This window comes from Paenibacillus sp. sg306046 (assembly GCF_059821225.1).
On sequence record NZ_JCAMRT010000059.1, the window covers coordinates 1 to 5,154 of the forward strand.

Annotated in this window: 2 protein-coding genes; both read right to left on the reverse strand. The window is 55.1% G+C overall.

Annotated elements, in window-relative coordinates; all coding sequences use genetic code 11:
- The coding region (locus tag AC6ROY_RS25180; RefSeq protein WP_500103307.1) for an amino acid adenylation domain-containing protein at nt 1–3,613 on the reverse strand (3,613 nt) is incomplete at its 3' end.
- 105 nt (nt 3,614–3,718) lie between these two features.
- Nucleotides 3,719–5,154, reverse strand: a 1,436-nt coding sequence (locus AC6ROY_RS25185) for a condensation domain-containing protein (RefSeq protein WP_500103308.1), incomplete at its 5' end; no start/stop codon positions are given.

Below are 5,154 nucleotides of genomic sequence, written 5' to 3' on the forward strand. Positions count from 1 at the left end.
TCAGGCGAAGCCCTTCGAGAGCAAATTCCTTGTTTTCGATATTTTGCAGCGAAAACATCGTGTCAAAGAGCGGGCTGCGGCTCAAATCGCGGGCTACCTGCAATTTTTCCACCAATTGTTCGAACGGATAATCCTGGTGCTCGTAGGCGCCCAAGGTCGTTTCCTTGACTTCCTCCAGATAAGACAGGAAGGTTTTCTCTCCAACCGGGCCGTTGCGCAGCGCCAGCGTATTGACGAACATGCCGATTAATGGCTGCAGATCGCCATGTGTCCTTCCCGCAATCGGCGTGCCGACGACAATATCTTCCTGGCCCGTGTACTTTTGCAGCAGGATTGTATATGCCGCAAGCAATACCATGTACAGCGTCGCGCCGTTTTCCGCCGCAATCCGCTTCAAGCCCTCGCTCTTCCCGGCATCCATACGGAACTGCAGCGTACGGCCGTCGTATCGCTGCACGGCAGGACGGGTATAATCCGTCGGCAGCTCCAGCACCGGCAGTTCTCCGCTGAACTGGCCCAGCCAGTAGGCTTCCTGCTTATTCAGACGCTCGCGCTCCGCTTCGGACTGCTGCCATACCGCATAATCCTTGTACTGAATCCGCAGCTCAGGAAGCTCCTCGCCGCTGTACAAGCGGACGAATTCTTCGACGAGGACATCCACCGACACGCCGTCCGAGATGATATGATGCATGTCAACGAGCAGGATGTGACGTTCTTCCGCCAGCTGGATCAAGCCTACCCGCAGGAGCGGCGGCTTCTTCAGATCGAACGCGCGGATGAATTCGCGCACCTTCCGTTCCGCCTCTTCTTCGCCAGCCTCCATATACTCCACGGCAAAATCCGCCTCTGGATATACCCTTTGTACCGGTTCGCCGTTTACGAGCTCAAACCCGGTGCGCAGCGTCTCGTGGCGTGCAATCAGACCGCGGAATACCGCTTCAAACCGTTCCCGCTCAAGCGCTCCCTCCAGCAGCATCGCTCCCGGCATGTTGTAGCTTTGCTCCGCCCCTTCCAGCTGGTGCAAAATATACAACCTCTTCTGCGCCGACGATACCGGGTAGTGCTCGCTTGCTTCCGTCCGAGGAATCGCTTCGTATTCCTGCTGCGCCATCCCCTTGAGCGCTTCCGCCATCTTCTCGACGGTAGCGGAGCGAAACACCTCTTTTAACGGCAAGCTGACGTTCAATTCCTTGTGAATCCTGCCGACCAGCGTAGTCGCGCGCAGCGAATGACCGCCAAGCTCGAAGAAATTGTCCTTGACGCCGACCCTTGCAATTCCAAGCACGTCCTGCCAGATTTGCGCCAGCTTCGCTTCCAGCGGCGTTCGCGGCGCCACATAGTCCATCCCCGTTTGCATGCTTTCCTCCGGGGCCGGCAGCGCTCGGCTGTCCACCTTCCCGTTGGTCGTCAGCGGCATACGCTCCAGCTGCACAAAGTACGTCGGGATCATATGGCCCGGAAGCTCTCGCGACAGGGTCGTTCTTAGTTCGCTTGCCGCAAGCTTGCTGTCGGCTACGAAGTACGCGCAGAGCTGCTTCTCGCCTCCGGCGGTTTCACGAACCACGACCGTCGCTTTCTCGATCGGCTCCACCTTGAGCAGATGCGATTCGATCTCGCCCAGCTCGATGCGGAAGCCGCGGATTTTCACCTGATCATCAATGCGGCCCACATACTCGATGGTGCCGTCCGGCAGCCATCTGGCCAAGTCGCCCGTCCGGTACATCCGCTCGCCCGGCGCAAACGGGTTGTCGACAAACTTCTCCGCCGTCAGCTCCGGACGGTTCAAGTAGCCTCTGGCCAGTCCGTCCCCAGCCACGCACAGCTCCCCGGCGACTCCAATCGGCTGCGGCTTGTTCTGTGCGTCGACGATGTAGATCGCCGTATTGCTGATCGGCCGTCCGATCGGAACCGTGATTGCATCCTCCTGCACTTCGTTCACATCGTGGCAGGTCGCAAATACCGTGCTCTCTGTCGGTCCGTACACATGCTTGATTTTGCCCGGTCCAAGATGCTTGAGCGCTTTTCGCACATGGTTGACGGAAACCCGTTCTCCGCCGAACAAAACGGCGCGAATGCAGCGCAGGCAATCCGGCTTCATGTCTACAAGCACATTGAAAAATGCAGTGGTAATAAACATCACCGAAATTTGCTGCCGTTCGATCAGCTCCGCCAAATTCCCTACATCCAGCATCGTTTCCTTGGGGACAAGAATCAGCCTGGCTCCGTTCAATAACGCTCCGAAAATATCGAACGTCGATCCGTCGAAGGAATAGCTTGATAATTGCAGCACGCTGTCCTTCCCGGTCACGTTGATGTAGTTGGTGTTGCGCACAACACGAATGATGTTGCGATGGGTCGTCAAATTGCCCTTCGGCTTGCCGGTCGTTCCCGATGTATAAATGACGTAGGTCAGATGCTCCGGCTCGTTAACGTCTTCCAGATTGGAGCCGTTCTCCTGATAAGACGCCTCATCGTCCAGATCGATCCAGGCGCCGCCAAAGGATCCCCGTGTTTGCAGACCACGCTGGGCCAACAGCACTTGCGCTCCCGAATCCTCCAGCATGTAGCGGATGCGGTCCTCCGGATACTCCGGATCAATCGGCACATACGCCCCGCCGGCTTTCAAGATCGCCATAATGCCAACGATCATCTCCAACGAGCGCTCTGCCATCAGACCGACAAGCTCGTCCGCCTGTACTCCCCTTGCGCGCAATGTCCGTGCCAGCCGGTTCGCCCGTTCATTCAGCTCCCGATAGGTCAACTGCTCCTGCTCATAAACAACCGCCACCGCTTCCGGGCTTCGTTCCGCCTGCTCCTCGAACAGCTGATGAATCGTTCGTTCACGCGGGTACTCCGTGCTGGTTTCGTTGAAAGCGTGCAGCAGCTGGCGCTTCTCCGATTCAAACAACAGATCCGCTTGGCGGATTTCAAGCCCGGGCGAAGAGAGAACGATCGAAAACAGCCGATGCAGGTGATTTATAGCCTGATTCATAAAGGGTGCATCATACAAATTCTCGTTATACTCAAGCTGGTAATGAACCAGACCGTTCTCAAGTGAGAACTGCAATGAAATATCTGTCATCACATGCTGACTGACATCAGCCGTGTGGATTTCCTTTAAAGAAACGAGGGTGTTGACGACAGGAACTCCGTCGATATATTGAAGCTCCAGCCGCTCTGTCATTTTCCGGAACGGTATGTTCTGATGCTTGATCGCTTCCGTCAATGAAAGCTTCACTTGGTTCAATAGAGCCTTAAAGGATTGGTCCGCGCTGAACTTATCCTTGAACATGACAACAGGGCTGATATGCCCCGCGGTTTCGTTCGGCTTGCTGACAACCGGCATGCCGAGCAGAATATGCTGCTCATTAGTATATTTGTAAAGCAAGCCTTGCACTCCCGTTAACAGAACCATGTATGTAGCCAAGTGGGAGCCTTTGCTTAACTGAATAATCTGTTGTGATACATCCGCAGACAGCGCGCCGGCAATCGTCTGAACCTTGGCAGCAGCGTTGTTTGGCGATTTGTTATAGGGCAGCTTCGTAGGCGTAACGTCTTCGCCGTCAAACTTTCCGTTCCAAAAAAGGGCTTCCTTCTCAAATGCCACTTTCATCGTCTTCTTCTCTCCCCGCAAAAGTCTGGTTGTACCATGGTTACATTCGCCGTAGGTGTGCGCTGTGGCGTTTCGGCCATCACGCACACTTGCAGCGAACGAAGGCTAAAAGGCAAAATCAATGGCTTCTTCAAGGAATTGCTCTTGCTCCGCATTGCGGGTAAGCGAAATCGTGTTCAACAGGACGTAAGGCTGTTCGCAAATCTGGCCGATAATCGTCAATAAATCTTCGGTGAAATGACGGACCATGTTTGGGGTAAACAATTTCGTACAGTATTCGAATTGACCGCTAATCGTCCCATCCTTCTCTACCTTAAGTTCCAGGGTCAGATCAAATCTGGCGATCGTTTGATACTGCATGAACGGTTCTACGGTCAGCTCTCTGATCTCGCCGATACTCCGGTCATCGGTGTTCTGCAGTACAAAGACGGTGTCAAACAACGGATTGCGGCTTAATTCCCAGGCAACCTGCACGTTTTCCAAAAGCTCCTCGAACGGGTACTCCTGGTTCTCATAGGCTTGGAGGGTCGTCTCCTTCATCTCCTCCAAATAGGACAGGAACATCTTCTCTCCCGCCGGATAACTGCGGATGGCAAGCGTATTGACGAACATTCCGATGAGCGGCTCGACGTCCGCGTGCGTTCTTCCCGCAATCGGCGCGCCCACGATGATGTCATCCTGACCGGAGTATTTATGCAGCAAAACCGTATAAGCCGCCAACAGCACCATGTATAGGGTTGACCCGGTTTCCTCGGCGATGCGCTGCAATCCTTCGCTTCTCTGTTTGTCAATGGCGATGCTCAGCACCGCTCCCTCAAAGCTGCGAATGGCCGGTCTGGCGAAATCGGTCGGCAGCTCCAAGCGTGGCAGTTCGCCGCTCAAAACATTCGTCCAGTAGGCCTCCTGACGTTTCATCCGCTCGCGCTGCGCTGCGGACTGCTGCCATACGGCATAATCCTTATACTGAATCCGCAGAGGGGACAACGTCTCCTCGCTGTACAAACGAACAAATTCATCTACCACAATGTTGATGGAAATGCCATCGGAAATGATATGGTGCATATCAAACAACAGAATGTGGCGTTCTTGCTTTAATTGAACCAGCCCCACCCTCAGCAGAGGAGGCTGCTCCAGCTCAAAGGTGCGGACAAATTGTCGTGCCATTTCCTCGGCTTCCCGTTCGTCGGCGGCCTGCTTGTACTCCATCGCAAAATCCACCTGCGGGTATATCCGCTGTACCGGCTCGCCGTCTATCAGCTCAAACCCGGTGCGCAGCGTCTCATGACGCGCAATCAGAGCGCGGAACGCCGCTTCGAAACGCGCCCGGTCGAGCGGCCCCAGAAGGAGCAGCGCTCCCGACATGTTATAGCTTAGTTCCGCTCCCTCCGTTTGCTGCAAAATATACAGCCGTTTCTGCGCCGAAGACATCGGGTAATACTCGCTTTCTTCAGCCGCAGGAATGGAGACATGCTCCGCTTGCTCCATCCGGTTGATTGCTCCCGCCATTTCCTCGACCGTAGCGTGGCGGAACACGTCCCGCA